Annotated in this window: 16 protein-coding genes; 8 read left to right on the forward strand and 8 right to left on the reverse strand. The window is 42.2% G+C overall.

Annotated features, from left to right (window positions below; translation table 11 throughout):
- The first annotated feature begins 263 nt into the window (after positions 1-263).
- Positions 264-1,448, forward strand: coding sequence for an MFS transporter (locus AC1RRY_RS10045; RefSeq protein ID WP_492821261.1), 1,185 nt, complete (start codon positions 264-266; stop codon positions 1,446-1,448).
- Here AC1RRY_RS10045 and AC1RRY_RS10050 read toward each other — a convergent pair.
- From AC1RRY_RS10050 to fmt, 3 genes are all read right to left on the reverse strand, one after another.
- Positions 1,445-1,882 (reverse strand): NUDIX domain-containing protein, encoded by a 438-nt coding sequence (locus tag AC1RRY_RS10050; RefSeq protein ID WP_492821259.1) that lies wholly within the window; start codon positions 1,880-1,882, stop codon positions 1,445-1,447. The two genes, AC1RRY_RS10045 and AC1RRY_RS10050, sit on opposite strands and share 4 nt — an antisense overlap.
- Positions 1,883-2,128: 246 nt before the next feature.
- Positions 2,129-3,640, reverse strand: a complete 1,512-nt coding sequence (locus AC1RRY_RS10055; RefSeq protein ID WP_492821257.1) for a S10 family peptidase — start codon at positions 3,638-3,640, stop codon at positions 2,129-2,131.
- Between the two features lie 95 nt (positions 3,641-3,735).
- Positions 3,736-4,647, reverse strand: coding sequence for a methionyl-tRNA formyltransferase (gene fmt, locus AC1RRY_RS10060; RefSeq protein ID WP_492821255.1), 912 nt, complete (start codon positions 4,645-4,647; stop codon positions 3,736-3,738).
- Positions 4,648-4,884: 237 nt separating this feature from the next.
- On the opposite strand from fmt, the gene greA reads away from it, so the two are divergent.
- The gene (greA, locus tag AC1RRY_RS10065; protein ID WP_492821254.1) at positions 4,885-5,361 is read left to right on the forward strand and encodes a transcription elongation factor GreA; all 477 of its coding nucleotides are present in this window, start codon (positions 4,885-4,887) and stop codon (positions 5,359-5,361) included.
- 64 nt (positions 5,362-5,425) lie between these two features.
- On the opposite strand, the gene AC1RRY_RS10070 is transcribed toward greA, so the two are convergent.
- A complete protein-coding gene (locus tag AC1RRY_RS10070) occupies positions 5,426-6,679 on the reverse strand; it encodes an MFS transporter (RefSeq protein WP_492821252.1) in 1,254 nt (417 codons plus the stop codon).
- Between the two features lie 213 nt (positions 6,680-6,892).
- Here AC1RRY_RS10070 and AC1RRY_RS10075 point away from each other — a divergent pair, with 213 nt between their 5' ends.
- Positions 6,893-8,536, forward strand: a complete 1,644-nt coding sequence (locus AC1RRY_RS10075) for a M1 family metallopeptidase (RefSeq protein ID WP_492821250.1) — start codon at positions 6,893-6,895, stop codon at positions 8,534-8,536.
- Here the strand turns inward: AC1RRY_RS10075 and AC1RRY_RS10080 are convergent.
- From AC1RRY_RS10080 to AC1RRY_RS10095, 4 genes are all read right to left on the reverse strand, one after another.
- Positions 8,533-10,242, reverse strand: coding sequence for a PorZ beta-propeller-like domain-containing protein (locus AC1RRY_RS10080; RefSeq protein WP_492821248.1), 1,710 nt, complete (start codon positions 10,240-10,242; stop codon positions 8,533-8,535). The genes AC1RRY_RS10075 and AC1RRY_RS10080 overlap by 4 nt on opposite strands.
- A gap of 51 nt (positions 10,243-10,293) precedes the next feature.
- Positions 10,294-11,436, reverse strand: coding sequence for a hypothetical protein (locus AC1RRY_RS10085; RefSeq protein ID WP_492821246.1), 1,143 nt, complete (start codon positions 11,434-11,436; stop codon positions 10,294-10,296).
- Positions 11,437-11,544: 108 nt separating this feature from the next.
- Entirely contained in the window at positions 11,545-14,076 is a 2,532-nt protein-coding gene (gene ccsA / locus AC1RRY_RS10090; RefSeq protein ID WP_492821244.1) for a cytochrome c biogenesis protein CcsA, read from the reverse strand.
- A 73-nt stretch (positions 14,077-14,149) separates the two neighbouring features.
- Positions 14,150-14,587 carry a cytochrome B gene (locus AC1RRY_RS10095; protein WP_492821242.1) on the reverse strand — a complete coding sequence of 146 codons (438 nt, stop codon included), beginning with the start codon at positions 14,585-14,587 and terminating at the stop codon, positions 14,150-14,152.
- 119 nt (positions 14,588-14,706) lie between these two features.
- Here AC1RRY_RS10095 and AC1RRY_RS10100 point away from each other — a divergent pair, with 119 nt between their 5' ends.
- From AC1RRY_RS10100 to AC1RRY_RS10120, 5 genes are all read left to right on the forward strand, one after another.
- Entirely contained in the window at positions 14,707-15,441 is a 735-nt protein-coding gene (locus AC1RRY_RS10100) for a hypothetical protein (protein WP_492821240.1), read from the forward strand.
- Between the two features lie 88 nt (positions 15,442-15,529).
- On the forward strand, positions 15,530-16,828 hold the full coding sequence (purD, locus tag AC1RRY_RS10105; protein WP_492821238.1) for a phosphoribosylamine--glycine ligase: 1,299 nt from the start codon (positions 15,530-15,532) through the stop codon (positions 16,826-16,828).
- Between the two features lie 206 nt (positions 16,829-17,034).
- Positions 17,035-18,750, forward strand: coding sequence for a PSP1 domain-containing protein (locus tag AC1RRY_RS10110; RefSeq protein ID WP_492856681.1), 1,716 nt, complete (start codon positions 17,035-17,037; stop codon positions 18,748-18,750).
- Positions 18,751-18,779: 29 nt separating this feature from the next.
- The gene (locus tag AC1RRY_RS10115) at positions 18,780-19,259 is read left to right on the forward strand and encodes a gliding motility lipoprotein GldH (RefSeq protein ID WP_492821234.1); all 480 of its coding nucleotides are present in this window, start codon (positions 18,780-18,782) and stop codon (positions 19,257-19,259) included.
- A 51-nt stretch (positions 19,260-19,310) separates the two neighbouring features.
- Positions 19,311-19,940 carry an LON peptidase substrate-binding domain-containing protein gene (locus AC1RRY_RS10120; RefSeq protein ID WP_492821233.1) on the forward strand — a complete coding sequence of 210 codons (630 nt, stop codon included), beginning with the start codon at positions 19,311-19,313 and terminating at the stop codon, positions 19,938-19,940.
- Positions 19,941-19,957: the final 17 nt, after the last annotated feature.

The following is a 19,957-nucleotide window of genomic DNA, read 5'->3' on the forward strand; positions in this document are numbered from 1 at the left end:
TTAGTTTTAGTAGTGAACAAATAAACATTTGAGTACACTTCTTCTCATAAATCTGTGAATCTTCAGGGTGTTAAATCATTCAAACTAAAGCAATGACGAAACACCGAAAGAAAAGGGTTGCACTGGCTGCATCAAATTTTCTGAATGCCTGATTCTAAGGCACTTCCGTTATACTTATCTAAAAAATTGCACTTTATTACTGAATGATATTTCGAAACAAAGTTTGTCTTGCAAATGCCTTAACTGATGCTTTATTTTTGCAGATGGAACAACAATCTGAAAGTATCTTCTCTTTCCAATACTGGCTACTCTGCATAAGTTCATTGGTTTTCTTTGCAAGCTTCAACATGCTTATACCCGAGTTGCCCGATTACTTGTCGAAATTGGGAGGTGCGGAACACAAAGGGCTGATCATTAGCCTTTTTACACTTACGGCAGGTTTTTCCAGACCTTTCAGCGGACGACTGACCGACCGCATCGGGCGCGTACCTGTGATGGCCTTTGGCTCGCTGGTATGTTTTGTATGCGGCTTTTTCTATCCTTTAGTTACCACTGTATTTCCGTTCCTGTTTTTGCGGTTGGCACATGGGTTTTCAACGGGTTTTAAACCAACCGGAACTGCAGCTTATATTGCAGACATTGTACCGGCATCGAGAAGAGGTGAAGCGATGGGTATGCACGGACTGATGAGTAGTTTCGGGATGGCCTTTGGCCCCGCTTTAGGCAGCTGGATTGCAGACACTTTTTCAATGAATGTGTTGTTTTATGTTTCTTCTATGTTTGCACTTATTTCTATTGCCATTTTGTACAACATGAAGGAGACCCTGCCGAAATCTCAGCAGGAAAAACTATCGCTTAAAACGCTAAAGATTACTCAGAAGGATATTTTCGACGAGATGGTGCTTCCGGCGGCCATCGTAATATTTCTTACTTCGTTCAGTTTCGGTGCTATTGCCACGCTATCGCCCGACTTAAGCAAAAGTATAGGGCTTCATAATAAAGGTTTGTACTTCCTGGTTTACACACTTGCTTCGTTGTTTATCCGGTTCATGGCTGGTAAGATATCAGATAAAAACGGCCGGGTGCCGGTGCTTCGATGGGGGTGTTTTGCGCTGATTATCGCCATGGGTTTCACTGCATTTGCGCACAATGTTTATCTTTTTGTAATAGCCGCTGTTTTCTTCGGCATGGCGCAAGGGGTACTCTCCCCTATTTTGCAGGCCTGGACAATCGACCTGTGTGATGAACATAACAGAGGCCGCGCGCTGGCAACTATGTATATCAGTATGGAAGCAGGTATTGGTCTGGGAGCATTCCTTTCGGCTGAGATTTATCAGAATAAAATCTACCGAATGCCCTACGCATTCCTGATTATGGGTAGTCTGTCTATTCTGGCTTTTGCTTACTTATTTTCACCGAAAGTGCGGCGTATAAAAGCGGCTTTCTAAAACCACGATTGTTCTAACTTACCAATGTATTTATCGGCAAGCGTACCATTCAGGTATGCTGTCAGGCTTTTGCTGATATTCGGGTACAGGTTCACTGAATCGAGTTCAGAGATATCTACCCATCTGATATCCAGTGCGGAGGTATGCTCCGGATTAAGTTTTGGTACACCTTCGGTAATTCTACTCTCAAAAACAAAGTGAATGGTTTGCTTCTGGGCGTCAGAGAAATGTACTTCCCCTACCATCAGCAGTTCGCCTACCTCCACTTTTATTTCCAGTTCTTCTTCCAGTTCACGTTCCAGGGCTGTTGTAAGCAACTCGCCGAACTCCAGGTTTCCTCCCGGTAAATTATATACATGCTGACCCCCATACTCATAATGCATGGTCAGTAGTTTCCCATTCTCTACAATGACAGCAGCCGGTCTGATTTTCATAGCTATTCTACTCGAAGTGGATTTTTATAATAGGTCTTGTATAATGAGTGAATTAGTGATTGAGCGAATTAGTGAATAAATTCCAGATTCACCGAACAAATTTGTAGCGACCCAAACAAAAGAAATTAAATGTAACTAGTTATCGACTTAAGTCGGTATACTAAAATAAAACCTTTGTTAAAATAGCCAGTGAATTTATTCGCTGACACTCTTCGCAACTATTAATTACACTATGGACAATACTAGTTATTTCAATGCAGTGTCATAAAACTTGTCTGCGTCTTTCTTTAATTTTATTAACGATTCTTTGTGGATATACATCATGTGTCCGGCCTCAAAATAAGTAAAATTCACATTTTTCTTTTGTTCCGGTCGTAGCATCATGTGGTTGAAAGTGTATTCTGCCGCAAAATAGGGTGTCGCCAGGTCATAATAGCCTGCCGCTACCCAAACCTTTAAATACGGATTCTTCGACATTGCCTGGCGCAGTGTTTCACTCACGTTCAGATATTTGTTCTGCACATTGCTGTAATTCCAGGGTTGTACGCGCCCCGTCAGAATCAGATACGGCACATCGTTTTCATATTTCAGTTCCTGTCTGAGGTATTGATTAATAGTACCCGAATAAGGCCCCGAGATAGTGGCATCGAGACTTGGGTCAAACTCGTATCTTTCTCCGGCATTGTCGTAGTCTGTTCCGGTAAAACGTCCATCCAATCGGCCGGCAGTTTTACCTTCACCGCGCAACAATTCTTTTACAAAACGACCAATCTCAATGCGGTTGTTGGCGTTTTTAATAAATTCTTTCGACAAGCCCGTGAACTTACTCAGCTTCTCGGCAACTGTGTTCTTTTCTGCCTCACTGGCCATATCACCTTTCATCAATACAGTGGCGTATTCGTTCAGTACAAACTTCTCTACTTCTCGCAAAGTTTTTTGTAAATCTGCCTGATACTCCGGTGCAATCTTTTTATGATACCAGGCCATCGCAGTGTACGTAGGCAGGAATAGCTCAAACGGCAAATCGTTACCTTTATCGAAAAGGGCAGTCTGGAAATTCAGAATAGAAGATATCAACGCCACCCCGTTGATATACATATTGTATTTATCTTGCAGATAACCCGATAAACCCGCTGCTCTGGTAGTGCCATAACTCTCACCTGCCAGAAACTTGGGCGATGCCCAACGGCCATATTTTGTAGCATGCAGTCTGATAAACTCCCCTACTGATTCTATGTCTTCTACATATCCTAAAAACTGGCGTTCGTTTTCTCCCTGCACTGCGCGGCTGTATCCTGTATTCACCGGATCAATAAAAACCAGGTCGGTTTTATCTAACCAGCTATACTCATTATTGACATAAGAGTACGGCGGTGCCAGCGATTCCCCCTTGTCACTCATCGGTATGCGTTTCGGCCCGATACATCCCATGTGCAGCCATACAGAAGCCGACCCCGGGCCACCGTTGAAAGTATAAGTAACCGGGCGTTTTGATACATCACTTACACCGTCTCTTGTATAGGCAATAAAGAAAATATTGGCTTTAGCCTTACCGCTTTCGTCTTTCAGCACCAGGTAGCCTGTGCGGGTAGTATAATTAATGGTTTGTCCGCCAATAATTACCTGTCCTTTGGTTTCAACAGGAGCAGGTACCACCTGAGTTATGCTTGGTTTTTCGTCGGCTTTTTTTTCTGTGGTTTGTCCGTAAGTGGTGAAACCAACCAATACTAAAAGAATAGTTTGTTTAAGTTTATTCATGAACGTTCAGGTAATTGTCGATAAGGCAAAAATATAAAAATTTACACACCGGGCTCAAAATACAATACAAAAAAGAAATTTGAATATTGCATTGACTACAATCTGAATCCCCGTAGGAAGTCCCCTACACTCATTTTCTTTTTCCCTTCTATCTGTAGTTCTTTTATTCTCAGGAGCTTATCTGCACATTTAAATGCCAGAAAACCCTTGTTATCTGTCTGAAAGGCCCCGGTTGCCAGTTCCGGAGCTTCGATATCGGTCAATTCCGAAAGATAGATTTTACACATCTTGTCTGCCAGTGTTGTCCATGCTGCCGGATACGGCGACAGCCCTCTGATAAAATTGTGCACTTTTTCGGCCGGCTGGTTCCAGTTAATTTCGCAGGTTTCTTTAAATATCTTCGGCGCGGGGCGTAGCTCTTCGCCTGTTTCCTGCGGCAGTTGCGGGTAGTCTCCCGCTTCAATAGCTTTCACGGTTTTCAATACCAGATCAGCCCCTCTTTCCATCAGCCTATCATGTACTGTACCCGCATTATCATGAGGGTAAATCGGTTCCTTATCTACAAAAATGATATTGCCGGTGTCAATCTCCTGCTTAATAAAAAAAGTGGTAACACCCGTTTCTGTATCTCCGTTTATCACTGCCCAGTTGATGGGTGCGGCACCTCTGTATTGCGGCAACAATGAGCCATGCAGATTGAAGGTTCCTTTGGCAGGCATATTCCACACTACCTCTGGCAACATTCTGAAAGCCACAACCACTTGTAAATCTGCATTGAAGTGTTTCAATTGTTCCAGAAATTCAGGGTTCCTGAGCTTCTCAGGTTGCAGCACAGGAATACCCTGCGAAACCGCATATTTCTTTACTGGCGTTTCGTTCATCTGCAAGCCCCTGCCCGAAGGTTTGTCGGGCGCTGTTACTACCGCAACTACCTCACAACCGTTTTCAACCAATCTCCTTAAACTCGCCACTGCGAAGTCGGGCGTACCCATAAAAACTATTCTCATCTTTTATATGTTGTATAATTATGTGATATCAAAAATATATGATTTGAAAAAATCTTCGTACCTTTGTTATCTAAATTGTGCAAATGAACCAAAGTCGAGCAAATAAAGTGTTTTTTCGAGTAAAATTCAGGTAGTTTCTTTGATAAAATTCAAAAATTTATCAGGAACGGTCGAATTTTCGCCGTTCTTTTTTTGTCCACCCCTCATGAGAAAGGGGTTTTTAAATTTATAAGAGATATGTCAAAATTTCAGTATTACACAGAAGAAGGGTATAATAACCTAAAAAATAAACTTCAGGATCTTAAAACCAAAGGAAGAGCTGATATTGCACGCCAGATTGCAGAAGCGCGTGATAAAGGTGATTTGTCGGAAAATGCCGAGTACGATGCTGCGAAAGATGCTCAGGGGCTGATGGAAATGGAGATTTCGAAACTGGAGGAATTGATGTCCAATGCCCGTATTCTGGATGAATCAACCATCGATACGTCGAAGGTGTCACTGTTGTCGAAAGTAAAAATCAAAAATAAGAAAAATGGTGCCTTGATGACCTACACGCTGGTGTCGGAAGAAGAAGCCGATTTGAAACAAGGTAAGATTTCGGTTAACTCACCGTTCGGAAAAGGTTTATTCGGAAAGAAAGTAGGTGAAATGGCCCAGATTCAGGCACCAGCCGGACTGGTAGAAGTTGAAGTATTAGAAATCAGCAGACAATAATTCTCTTTATACTTATATAAGCAAGAAAGGCCATTCTGCGGAATGGCCTTTCTTGCTTATTTTCTTAGTCAGAAGCTTTTTCAAGCCTGACACCAAATAATTCTTTCGACCGCAAAAAGAGTGTCCCTGCCACTACCAGTGTCATTACCCCACCAAAAATAACCGTTGGCACCGCTCCCATCAATTTTGTGAGTAACCCAGATTCAAAAGCGCCTAATTCGTTCGAACAACTTACAAAAATGCCGCTTACAGAGTTTACCCTGCCACGCATATCGTCGGGTGGTAATACCTGCAGAATTGTCTGTCTGATAACTACACTGATACTGTCAAATGCCCCTGTAAAAAACAAGGCAGCGATTGAGAGCCAGAAATGTGTTGAAACCGCAAATACCAGCGTAGCCAATCCGAAGCCTGTTACAGCAATAAGCATATTGCGCCAGGCCCTGCGCGTAGGCGGAAAATAAGCAGTGCCCAGCATGGTTAGTACAGCACCTAAACCCGGAGCCGCTCTCATAACCCCCAGTCCTTCAGCACCAACATGCAGTATGTCTTTTGCAAAAACAGGTAATATGGCTACTACACCTCCGAATAACACTGAAAACATATCGAGCATGATGGCATAGAACAATATTCTGTTTTTGGTTACGAAACTGATTCCCTCTTTCAGGCTGCTGAAAACATTTACTTGTTTTTCTATGCTCTGAATACCTTTTTTCGAAATCCGGGAAACAAAAACAAACGCGGTCAGAAATAAAACTATCACCAGTATCAACGTATTGGTAAGCCCCAGCCAGCTATATAAAAATCCGGCCGATGCCGGGCCTAAGATAGAGCCCGTCTGCCAGAACTGGCTGCTCCATGAAGCTGAGTTTGAATAATGCTCTGCCGGTACCAGAAATGGTTTTAACGACGACCAGGCCGGTCCGTAAAATCCACGGGCTACTCCCAGGAAGAAAACCGTCAGATAAATGAAGTTTTTCTGCTGCGCCAGACTGAAGCCATGATCGGTTGATGGATGTGTCACCCAAAGCAAAAGCAAAGAACACATCATGATAATGGCATAACAAACCTGTATGATGGTTCGTTTGTCTTTACGGTCGGCAAAGTATCCGCCAAACAGCGCCAGTGAAATATAAGGGATAGCCTCAAAAAGTCCTATCAGCCCCAGAGAAAGGGGGTCATGTGTTATTTCGTATAGATAATAGCTTACTACTACTTCCTGCACCAAAATAGCGACCGTAAATATAAACTGGGCTGTAATAAAATATCTGAACTCCGGATACCGGAGGGCGGCATAAGGATCCTTCGCTTGTTTCATTATACTTTTAATTGTGGCACATTGCCTGTTTGCGTACTCAGATCAGTTAAACGACTAATCTTATTTTAGTACAATTTTAAGGGCAAAACAGTTTTCATTCAAGCAATACTTTTTGATATTTTGACGGCAAGTTCCTATTTTTGAAATTGCTGACCTGCTTTCTACAAAATAACGAATTTAAACTAACTTTGGCTTAACAAAATCTTATCAACCATGAAATTGCCAAAAGCATTACTGCTCTTCGTCAACTTACTCATTATTTTCACTACCCGTGCGCAATTCTCAAAAAAGGAGTTTAGCAGAGACGATACACTCCGGGGAAGCATCACTCCTGAGCGAAGCTGGTGGGATCTGAAATATTATGAACTGCGCACCAGGGTAAATCCGGCAGAGAAATATCTATCCGGCAGTACTACTGTTTTATATGAGGTACTGAAACCCCATCAGGTTATTCAGATTGACCTTCAACCACCACTTAAAATAGACAAAGTAACGCAAGACGGCAAGGAGCTTTCGTTCAAACTCGACGGCAAAAATGCCTACATGATCAACCTGAAGAAAAAACAGATAAAGGGCAAGAATGAATCGATCGTTGTCTATTATTCGGGCAACCCGATTGTAGCCAAACGTCCACCTTGGGATGGTGGCGTGCAATGGGTAAAAGATGCCGAAGGAAATGATTATGTGGCTACTTCATGCCAGGGTTTAGGAGCCAGCGCCTGGTGGCCGAACAAAGACCATATGTATGATGAGTGCGACAGTATGCTTATCAGCATTACTGTACCCGAAAAATTGAAAGACATCTCCAACGGCCGTTTGCGTAAAGTTATTGACAATAAAGATGGCACCAGAACCTTCGAATGGTTTGTTAAAAACCCCATCAACAACTACGGTATCAATATGAATGTAGGCAACTACACTCATTTCAACGAAACCTATGACGGAGAAAAAGGTAAATTAACCGTTGATTATTATGTATTACCTGAGAATCTGGAAAAAGCTAAAGAACAATTCAAGCAGGTACCGCTGATGCTGAAAGCATTTGAGCATTGGTTCGGGCCTTATCCTTTCTATGAAGACGGTTACAAGCTGGTAGAGGTACCGTATCTGGGCATGGAACATCAAAGTTCGGTAACGTATGGCAACAAATATCAGAACGGATATCTGGGCAGAGACTTATCAGGAACAGGCTGGGGGTTAAAATGGGATTTTATTATTATACATGAGTCGGGGCATGAGTGGTTTGCCAATAACATCACCTATAAAGATATAGCCGATATGTGGATACACGAGAGTTTTACCAACTACTCAGAAAATCTGTTTACGGAATTCTATTATGGTAAAGAAGCCGGAGCGGCTTATGTAATTGGTACCCGGAAAAACATTCAGAACAAAGAACCTATTATTGGCACCTACGATCTAAACAACGGTGGCTCGGGCGATATGTATTATAAAGGTGGTAATATGCTTCACACCATCCGCCAGATTGTAAATGATGATGAACGTTGGCGACAAGTGCTGCGCGGACTGAATAAAACGTTCTATCATCAGACAGTAACCACCAGGCAAATAGAAGAGTATGTTTCAAAAGCCGGTGGCAAAGATTTCAGTAAAGTTTTTGACCAGTATCTGAGAGATACTCGTATTCCGGAACTCGAATACAAAATTACCGATGGCAAACTATCTTATAGATGGGTTAATTGCGTTGAAGGTTTTGATATGTCCCTAAAAGTAGCAATTGATGGTGGGCCAATGGATTTCATCTATCCTTCGACCAGTTGGAAAACATGGCAGAATCCTGCCAAAGAAATCAAAGTTGATGTAAACTTTTACGTAAACGTGAAACAGGTAAATTAATTAACCACTGCCACCTTGCCGACAAAACTCTCGGAGCCATCTGCGGCAATGCAGAAAACCATATAAATGCCGGATAAGGTACGGCTGATAGCAGAGTCTTTCAGATTCCACGAAGCCGTACCTCCATTCGATTTCGTTTCATAAATCAGCCTGCCTGCGGCATCAGTTATTTTTACTGCTGTATTTTCTCTTAATCCTGAAATAGTGAGTACCCCCTGAAAATCGGGGCGTATAGGGTTCGGAAAAATACTTATTCCGCTCAAATCTTCTTTTGGTTCAGATGCGTCAGTTTTGTAAGAAAGTAAACCTTTAGAGGTTAACACAAAAAGCTCTCCATGCTGCCTGTCAATACTCAGGTCTGCTATTTCATTAGATGGCAGCGGGCTGTTATCTTCTGTAAAATTCAGAATCAGTTCATCTACCGGCGATGCAAACAGGCTTAAACCGTTACTGGTACCAATCCATTTTCTGTTGCCACCGTCTACTATTATTTTCCGTACGTTTTCCTGCAACAGAATTCTCCTGCCCCGGCTATTAAATGGTGTGTAAGCATCTATTTGTCTGGTAAAAATATCTCTTGCCGTTACCAGGGCGGCAATGCCATCGCTGGTACCAATCCAGATGATCCCATCCTTGTCTATAGCAATGGTACGCACAAGTGAGCTCGGCAGATTACCGGAGTTTTTTCCTACCGTATACAATCTGGTTTGCTTACCGACATCGTCCGTCACCCGAACGCCATTAGATACAATCTGCCAGCGAAAGCCGTAATTATCGGTAATATCGTTTGAGTAGGCAGGAATCTGATTCAGGGAGGTTACTGTCCATTTTTCGTTTTCAAATACATTGGATAACGTAGTAGCCAGTGCGTAGCTTTTTGATTCTTGAAAAAAAAGTCCTGTTACCAAGCCTCTCGTGCCATTGGGCGAGTAATTTTTAAAGGGTCCCTCCCGGTTACTTATCAGTCCGGCCTCAGCATCGGCAATCCAGAGTTTACCCTCTGTATCGGTTTCCATTTCAACCGGATTTATCAAAATCGGGTCATTCGGATATTGCGCAGGTTGAAACAAGCGGTTATTGTTAATGGCTTTCCAGTTGCCATAAAATTGCAGATTGACATCGGCCGCAAACCTGGCACCTAATATGCCCTCAGTAGTGTTCACAAAAATACTGTCCCGGGCAAATGCTATCTGTTTCAGGCTCACTTCGTTTCCTCCTCTTCCTATATTCCGGTAAGTTTCTTTTATTTCGGTCTTTCTGGTATCTAAAACTACCAGCCCGAAATCGCAGGCCAGATAAGCGAAGTCTCCCTGAAACTCAATGGCATTCACACGTTTGCTGGTTTGTATCGTGTTTATGTCTTTAATGAAACTGATATTATTAAATCTTTCCGGACGGCCCTCCGAATCGGTTTCCAGCAAATCAAGATTCCCGTTTTCATACGCAATCAGCAGGTTTTTCAGGATTGGACTATACCTGATCTGAACCACATTGGCTTCCGCTAGTCCATCCGATTTCGATAATTTAACTGCCTGATTATTGATTTTATCGAAATAAAAAAGGGCATTTGCAGAAAAAGCATATACCTTTTTCTCTACTATTTCCAGGCCTTTCAGGTTTACATAGTTGTTGTGTGTCCGCCATGTTTTGGTCGGAATTTGTGCAAATGCCTGAAAAGCAAAAAAATAGAGCAGAACTCTAAGCATTGTATATTAAGATAATATTGGAATCCACGGAATGCCATTCCGTGATACGACCTACATCAGAAAATACCCCACTCCTCTGGTTTTAGTAGCAAGCGGGTGTAAAAAACATAACAAAGCTACAATGGCAAGTAAAATTCTAAGTTGCCGGTCAGTAAGTTTTGTGCGAACAACAAGCAGACCCAGAAAAATCATCGGAAATACAAAAGTACCGCTTCTGGTAGAGTCGTAAGTTATCATACTTAAAAATACCATAGCTAAAGTGCCTCCGGCAACCAAAACCAGCTTCTGATATTCTTTGTCAGTATATAATATATAAAAAGCCAAGAGCATCAACAACCAGAAGCCTTCTAGAATCCAGGCAAACTTAAAACCAAACGACCCTATGCTATCCCAAATTAATTGAGAAAACTCACCATCTTCATAGGCAGCCCTCATCCCCAAATATTTTATCAGATACCAGCGCAATATGCCATAAGCCATAACACCCAAGACTGCGGCAATCATTTGCCAGTTAGGTATAAAACTTACTTTTTTACCCTTACAGATAGCCGGTGAAACCCACCACCATAGAAATACCAATCCACTGGCTACACCAGCGCGCTCATCGCACCAGGTAGCAGCAAAAATAGAAACGAAAATTATTATAGGGCTTCGGAAGTACATGCCCAAAAACAAAAAAAAGAAAGAATAAAAATCTCCATAACCGCAATTCTCTATAAAAAACGAGGTTCCGAAATAAATGCAGGCCAGCGCTATCATAGACAGCAGTGTGGCAATCTTATCTTTTAGTAAACTATAAAGGAATTTCGTAAGCAGGAAATACAGTAAAACACCCAGTATTAGTTGCAGACCATAGACAAAAATACTTACATTCTTAATATGTAACAATTTCACAATTACGGGTAAGGTCAAACGGAAAACTTTATTGTTCGAAGCTCCATCCTGATAAACTTTATGTTGCGTTAAATCTTGTGCACGTTCTTCGATTATCTGATACAGATAATACTCTCCTCGCTTTATTATTACCTCTTCGTAGTACTTCTTAAAGTCCTGAAATGGGGTAATATTATTAAAAAAAGACAACAGCATGATTATTATAGAAACCACTACCACACGTAAAACCCAATTCTTCGGCTCTAAAAAGGCCATTATCTTCTGTTCAAAATTATGGTATGCGTTTTCCAGATAGGTCATAAATTGTCTGATATTAAAATCATAACAGCTAATTGAAAGCATATTAAAAACAGATGTCTAAAGAAGAGGAAACTCTTTCTTTAGACATCCGGATCGAAGCTACAAAATTTATTCAGCACTCACAATTGTAAATCTCCTTGCAGCAGAGAGCACAAGCCCGACTATCACCAGCAGGAAGCCGATCCATAGCATATTAATATGAGGTTTCTCCAGGGCTTTCAATACAATGAATTCTCGCTGACCACGGCTCACAGAGAAACTGAATCTGCCTGAAGCAGGGTCAATTTTGGTAAGCTGCACGCGCAATCCCATTTCAGTATTTACCTCAGGCTTACTCCATATTTCATGGTTTCGGATGGCAAAAACCGGTCGCAGGGTTACAGACACATTTCTGTCGAGCACTTTAACTATAGCTCTCGCAGCTGCATCACCTTGGTTCAGTTTCATGCCGTCAACCTCTCCTACTCCTTCTACGTTCTGCAGAATAGCTACGTAATCATTCACAAAAAAAGTATCACCGATAGCTACAGTAAATTCTTCAGGCACACTCCATTCTCTGTCTTCATCGAGCGTTACAAACCGCACATGGGTATAAATATCCTTATTCCAAAATTTCTTGATATCCGGCGAAGCCACATTACCCATCTTTTCGTTGATCTGAAAACGAGGGTACAGGTTAAAGGTTTTATCATTCTTATCTTTATACTCCACCTGATAGTAAGTATTTTCAGCTTCATATTCCAGAGTATCTCCTCTGTGATAAAACGTCTTGTCGCCATCTACCACATCAGCGCGGGCAATGCCTTTAAAATTACTGCCAGGTACTGGTAAAATATATTTCTTCTCAATATAACCCGGCACATTTCTCACATCTACAAACTGCCCTTTATAGGTGAACGAAAAGTTACTGAATTCCGTCGGACGATTCAGCCATAGCAGGGCATTTTCTTTATTCTCTTTATCGTTACCCTGAAATATCTCAGCACCGGAAAAGTTCAATGAGATTATTTTAGAATAGGCCGACGAAAACATAATACCGATAAGCATTAAAGCTATTCCGATGTGTGCAATGGCTCCTCCGGCAACACTAAATTTACCTTTCAGAATATCGGTCAGAATACTGGCATTAGCCACAATACTGAAAAGAGCGGCCGTCAGCACAATGATATACTGCCAGTTATTTACTTTAGCAAAAGTAATAGTGACAGCCGACAGAAGAAGCGTAATAATGAGCGGATTCAACAATTTAGAAAGACTCTCTTTCTTTACACGCTTCCACCAGAAGAATTGCGCGATGCCCGTCAGAATGGTAATAACTACAAAAAACCACATCTGGAAACGCGTATAGTGTTCTACCTGATTGCTCGGCAAGGCCATATTCAGTTTGGCGCCGAACACTTCTCCAATTTTATTATAGACCGGAATTGACGTAGTAACAATCACCTGAAAGGCTGACAAGCTCAGCATCAATACACCCATAAAAATCCAGAACTCACGTGAAAAAGTAGAAATTTCTTTCTCGTCTTTCGGCAGGTATTTCCAGCGGATAACCGATAATACGATTGCAGCAATGATGAATGTAAACAGATATAACAATAACTGACCGGAAAGACCCAGGTCTGTAAAGGAGTGCACAGAGGCATTGCCCAGCACCCCGCTTCTGGCCAGAAACGTTGAATACAATATCAGAATATACTGTGCAATAAGCAGAATGATTGAGTACTTCAAAGCCGAACTGTTTTTTCTGGCCAGCAGCATGGTATGGAAACTCGCCACCAACACCAACCAGGGCACGTAAACGGCATTCTCTACAGGATCCCAGTTCCAGTACCCTTCAAAGTTCAGGGTTTCATAAGCCCAGATTCCCCCCATCATAATACCTGTTCCCAGAACCACAACAGCTACAAGTGTCCAAGGTAAAGCGGGTTTTATCCACTCTGTATATTGCTTGCGCCACAAACCTGCCATACAAAAAGCAAAAGGCACCAGCGAAAGCGCAAAACCTAAGAAAGTAGTAGGCGGATGAATAACCATCCAGTAATTCTGCAAGAGCGGATTAAGCCCGCTCCCATCTTTCGGCACAAAGTTCGGATTGGTTTTCCAGATCGGAATATCCGGCATAGATTCCTTCAATGTAAGGAAAGGTGAACTACCCACTTTGAAATCAGCAAAAATCACTACTCCCAGAATCATTGAAGCCAGAAAGGTTTGCACCAAAGTAAAAATGGTAAGTGTGGGTGCTTCAAGGGCTTTGTTTTTTCTTAAGGATGAGTTAATCAGTATTACTCCCACAATCACATTCCAGAACATCCAGAGCAAAAAGCTCCCCTCCTGGTCCTGCCAGAAACATGAAATTGCATAGTCAATCGGCAAACTCAGCGATGCGTTGTCCCATGCATAATGGTATTCAAAATAATGATTTAAAATAATACTTAACAAGGCCGCACAAACAGTTACTACTGCCAATGCATGTACATAAAATGCCCGTCGGGCAAATTTGAGCCAATTGTCTGTTTCGGTTTTAAGTCCCTGAGTTGTGGGTCGGCTTGCCTGCCAGTAAGCATAAGTAGAAACTAAGGCAGCAACAAACGCGACAATAATGGACAAATGCCCTATATTTCCTAAATATGATCGTAACATAAATAATTTATAATCGTTATATGGTCATTGATTTCGGTAAAAGCCGCGTTTAACGGGCGGCGTTTTCTCTCAATCAATCGAACCACGCAAACCACGGGATTCTGCTTAAAATCAATATCAACGCCAATCCGAAGAAAATCATGGTTTGTTTGAATTTCTTTCCGTTTCCTATCGCACGTTTCACACGGGCATTACCTATTGTTACCAGAATAACAGCAATCAGATTAATGGTTGGGTGTTCTATAGTATATAAGCGCAGGGTGCTGTCTTTCATGGCTGCTTTCATATCAGCAAATGCCGACTGAGTGATTGGCGAAGTAAACAACAGAATGATACCCAATAAAAACATGGTATGGGTAGCTATCAAAGCAAATTTATTAACTTTCAGGTGTTTCTCTTCAAAAGCTTTCTCTTTGCCCACGCCCGATATACCATTGATAGTGGCAAATGCGAGCAGTATGAGTGTGAGATAGGCCAGATATGAGTGAATCGGTTGGATAATCTGATACATATAGTTTTAATTTAAGCCGTTAGATAAATAAAAGTTTTGTCAAAATTAAGTCATAATCTTTTAATAACATAAATGTTATGTGGCGAACTTTCGGTTAGCGCTCCAATGTTACCAGTTCAATGAAGTTTCTCAAGCCCATACTCGTCAGTATTCTTTCACTTTTTTTGCTTTTTATCTGGATTTTCCCACAGGTATTGCGGTGCTCACTGGTTGAGTACGATAACTTCGTTACCCTTCAACCGAATGTGTATGCAGGAAGTACCTCTTCTTTAAAACAACAGGATTCGTTAAAAAAGTATATTAAAGTTGCTAAAAAAAGAGTGATTGGTTTCTGGGGAAATCAACAGGGTCGGGCTACCATCATTTTTTGTAATGATGCTGAGCAATATCGTCAATATTGCAGAACCACCGAGGGAGCCGGCTGTACTATCGGAACACCGGTAGGCTCGTGGATAGTTCTTAATAAAGACGGACTGAACGCAGATGTGATTGCCCATGAGATGTCGCACGATGAGTTGATGACCCGACTGGGCTGGTGGAAAACCAAGGCGCATATACCCACCTGGTTTGACGAAGGCATTGCCCTGATGCTCGACTACCGGTTTGTGAACACATCTGACAGTGCGCAACGATATACAGATTACAAAACCGAACTGTCATTCCTTACGCCACATCCTCTTTCCCTTAATGATCTAAGCACTGAAAAGGAATTTTTCGGAAAAGGAGAGTTACATACCCGGCTGGCCTATTTAAGTGCTGCGTCAGTCGTTTCGCGCAAAATTGCGGTGGGCGGTAAAAGCGCTGTTTTAGAAACAGTAGAAAAAGTAAAGCAGAAAAACCGGTTTGAATTTTAGCTCCGGCCCTGCCATTTTTACTAAGCATTTTTTTCTTTTCCAAAAAACTTCCGACCTTTACGCCTTTGACACTCAAATTTTAGATTAAATGAACATTTTGATTATTGGCTCTGGTGGTCGTGAACATGCATTTGCCTGGAAACTCTCTCAATCAAAAAACTGTACGCAACTCTTTGTTGCACCAGGTAATGCAGGTACTGCAAAAATTGCTACCAACTTACCTCTTGCAGTAAGCGATTTCACAGGTATTGCTCAGGCTGTAAAAGAGCACAATATTGAAATGGTGATTGTAGGACCGGAAGAACCACTGGTAAAAGGCATTGTAAATTTTTTCAGGAAAGATAAAACCCTCAAAAAAATAAGAATAGTTGGCCCCGATGCTGCCGGTGCACAGTTGGAAGGCAGCAAAGATTTCTCGAAAGCCTTTATGCAAAAGCATGGTGTGCCTGCAGCCGCCTCACAAACTTTCACGAAAGAGACACTGGCAGAAGGACTGGCTTATTTAGAAACACAATCGCTGCCTATCGTGTTAAAAGCAGATGGACTGGCAGCCGGTAAAGGAGTTATTATTGCCGAAACACTGAAAGAAGCCCAACAAGAATTGCATGAAATGTTGGCCGAAGCCAAATTCGGCGATGCCAGCAGCAAAGTATTGGTGGAACAATTCCTCAGTGGCATTGAATTATCGGTATTTGTATTGACCGACGGCAAAAACTACAAAATATTACCTGAAGCCAAAGACTACAAACGCATTGGTGAAGGCGACAAAGGATTGAACACCGGTGGTATGGGAGCGGTTTCTCCGGTTCCGTTTGCCGATGAGGCTTTTTTGCAAAAAGTAGAAGAAAAAGTGGTAAAACCCACTTTGGCAGGCTTACAGGCTGAGGGTATCAAATATGTTGGCTTTATTTTCGTTGGTCTCATGAACGTAAACGGCGAGCCTTATGTGATTGAATATAATGCGCGCATGGGTGACCCCGAAACCGAGGTGGTGTTACCGAGAATAAAAACCGACATGGTTAAACTCATGAAAGCCACTGCCGAGGGTAAGCTCGACAAAGTAAAACTGACGGTGAATCCGAAGACAGCCATTGCTACAGTGGTTGTGGCCGGGGGGTATCCGGAAGACTATAGTAAAGGCGATTTAATGCAAATACCGGAAGCCGAAAAAGACACATTTATTTTCCATGCCGGCACAAAACTGGCCGACGACAACAGCGTATTAACCAATGGTGGCAGGGTAATTGTATCAGTAGCAATGGCACGTACGCTAAATTCTGCACGTCAGAAATCACAACGATTGGCAAAAAACATTATATTTGACAAAAAATACTATAGAAAAGATATAGGCAAAGATCTTTTGAAGTATCTGAAAGAAGAAAAATAAGGGTATTCTGATAGGTTCAGAAACATAATAGATTCTTAATCTTTTCCTGTATCTTTATCTGCATAGTGGCGAAAACATTAGTTTTTAACGTTTTTTTGAATTGGCAGCTTTAATATATTCACTAATTCATTCAATCGTTAATTCGCTCATTTCTGAGCTTATCGTCATTACTTAAATAAATATTTACTCATTACTATATAGAGGATATGGGTTGTGGACAATGTTCATCAGGTGGCTGCGGAGCAGTAAAAGCCTTAGATAGAACCGAGAAATCGAATCATAAAGCTGTAGCAGGGTGCTCTTCGGGCGGCTGCTCAACAGGGGGATGTAATAAAATGAATGCATACGACTGGCTTTCAAACATGGAAGTGCCAACCAGTATGCGCTATAATGTAGTCGAAATAAAGTTTAAAGGCGGTAGAAAAGAATATTTCAGAAATACCAATAACCTTGAGCTTTATACCGGAGACTTTGTCATCTGCGAAATGCCCACAGGCCATCATATAGGCAGTGTGTCATTACAGGGCGAACTGGTACGACTGCAAATGATAAAAAAGGGAGTTCAGGACAACGACGACATCAGAAAAATACTGAGAGCTGCCCAGGAAAAAGACATAGAAAAGCATCAGCAGGCAATAGCCCGCGACCTGCCAACCATGTACAGGGTACGCGAAATTGCCAAAGAGTTGAAATTGCAGATGAAGGTGTCTGACGTAGAGTTTCAGTCAGACAATACCAAAGCTACATTCTACTACTCGGCCGACGACCGTGTTGATTTCCGTGAACTAATTAAATTGCTTGCTGCCGAATTCAAGATCCGGGTAGAAATGAAGCAAATCAGTTTGCGTCAGGAAGCGGCCCGGGTGGGTGGTGTAGGTTCATGCGGGCGTGAGCTGTGCTGTTCAACCTGGCTTACCGATTTCAAGGCTATTCCTACTTCTGCGGCGCGTTATCAGAATCTTTCTTTGAATCCTGCCAAACTTTCGGGTCAATGCGGACGTCTGAAATGCTGCCTTAACTATGAATTGGAAACTTATCTGGATGCCCTGAGCGACATCCCTTCTGTAGAAAAACCCCTCAAAACTGAGAAAGGTATTGCGGTTCTGCAAAAGACCGACATTTTCCGTCGTATCATGTGGTTCAGTTACAACAACGATATCAACTGGCATTCGCTTCCGATCCACAAAGTGGTTGAAATCATGAAAATGAACGAACAGGGACAAGTGCCTACGTCATTAGAAGATCTGAACCTGCTTGACAGCCTAGTGAACGATAAAAATGCACCAAGGAATTCAGACCTTGACCGTTTGGATAGAAAATATACTGACAAGAGCAGGAAGCCTCAGCACTCTTCGTCTAAAGAGCAAAGAAACGACGTAAGACCTCAGGGTAATAATCAAAAACCTGTGCAGACTCAAAATCCTGCTCAGAAACCAGGGCAGAACCCTCAGCAGCACAAGCAGGGTAATAACCCTAACCCGGGTGGAAACCCAAACAAACCGCAGAACAACAACGGGAATAAGCCGCAGGATGGCAACAGACCGCAGCAGAATCCTAATCAGAAGGGTAATCCAAACAGGCCGCAGCAAAACCAACCTAATAATCAGGGTGGCAATCAGTCTAAGCCACAGCATAATCCCAATAATCAGGGTGGCGGAAACAAACCGCAACAGCAAGGGCCACAGAATCAGGGTGGCAATCCGAATAAACAGGGAGGAAACCAGCCTAAGCCACAGCATAATCCCAACAATCAGGGTGGGAATAAACCGCAGCAGCAGGCACCGCAGCAGCAAGGAGCCAATGGGAATAATCCGACCAAGCAACCAAACAACCAGGGCGGGAACAAACAGCCACAGAAAAATCAGCAGAAGAATAATCCCCAACCTAACAACAAAAACGATAATCCGAATCAGCCCGACTGAGCTTATCTGAATTGAAAATCAATTGCCTGATGAAAAACCTTGTTTTAGGCTTCATACTTTGCTTTGTCGTATTCTCATGCGACAGCAACGCTATATATAAGTCTTTTACTGATTTTAAGGATATGAAGTGGTATATTAAAGATGAGCCGTCTTTTACCTTTGAGGTAACCGACGAAACAATACCATACAATATCTATCTGTTAATCAGAAATGCCTCTCAGTATCCATACAATAACCTGTATCTGAACCGCTATATTTATGGGCCGGACAACAAACTGATAAGCAACCGGCTGGAACAGGTCATTTTATTTGACCCTAAAACCGGCAAACCACTCGGCAAAGGACTGGGAGATATCTTCGACAGCAAAATCATATCGAGCCGTGGTTTTTTATTTCCGAAAAAAGGCAAATATACCATCAAACTGAAACAGTATATGCGTCAGGATCCCCTGCCATATATAATGTCGATGGGTGTCAGCGTTGAAAAACCTTTGCCCCCGAACCAATAGCCACATAAACAGCGTTATCAGTTTAACTGATATGCCAAAAATTGGACAGGAATGAGTTTCTTACCTCTTTTTCCATTAAATCTGGTTGTTTATCCGCATGAAGATCTGAATCTGCACATTTTCGAGCCCCGTTATAAAGAACTGATTAACGAGTGCCTTGAAAATGAGGTGACTTTCGGCATCCCGACATTCGTCAACAATAAAGTAGCCGGATACGGCACCGAAGTGCATATTACCCAGCTGACCAAACGCTATGACGACGCGCGGATGGATATTAAAACCAAAGGATTGCAGGTTTTCAGAATTGTTGATTTCAGGAATCCGGTGGAAGGGAAACTCTATTCGGGTGGTGAAGTTGATTTTACCGGCAACCAGAATCTGAGTGAAGAAGTCAATCCGTTTCTATTAAGCCTGATTGCCCGACTCTATCAACTACTCAAAATCAATATTGATTACCACAAACCCGAATACCAGCCATTCAGTTATCGTGTGGCACATAAAATAGGTCTGTCTGTCAACGAAGAGTATGAATTGTTGACTATTCCGACCGAAGCACAACGTCAGCAGATACTTGTGGCGCATCTGGAACGCATTCTACCCATTGTGGCAGAAGTAGAACGAACCAAAGAACGCATTGCCATGAACGGCCACTTTAAAGAATTCGACCCGCTCAGTTTTTAAATATCATTTCATTATCA

It is taken from the genome of Emticicia sp. GW821-FHT11C11, from assembly GCF_058808615.1.